General features: G+C 47.9%; 1 protein-coding gene. It reads left to right on the top strand.

Annotated elements, in window-relative coordinates; translation table 11 throughout:
* A partial coding sequence (locus tag A3751_RS23380) for a septal ring lytic transglycosylase RlpA family protein (RefSeq protein ID WP_231876825.1) occupies positions 1–317 on the top strand: 317 nt, incomplete at both ends.

The raw sequence follows: 317 nt of genomic DNA, 5'->3' as shown, positions 1-317 counted from the left end.
TTAGAATAAACGATCGAGGGCCCTTTCATAGTGACCGAATTATTGATCTGTCCTATGCTGCAGCAATCAAGCTAGGCTTTAAAGACAAGGGTACGGCACGAGTTCAACTTGAGCGATTAATGACCCAGCCAACGAGTAAAAAATCGCCACAGAATTCGGGCGTTGGCTCGGCTGTCGTTGTAGAAGATCGGTTAGCGCCATTTTTACAGGTGGCCGCGTTTTCGAGCTACGATCTGGCAGAGGCCATGAGAAAGAGAACGGAAGCTGTGCTCAAAGGCCAAACTGTTTTTTTAGCGGATACAGAGACAGATCGAGGT

The sequence above is a fragment of the Oleiphilus sp. HI0080 genome (assembly GCF_001635135.1).
The sequence above is the reverse complement of the archived record's forward strand: the minus strand, read 5'-3'. Positions and strand labels throughout refer to the sequence as shown.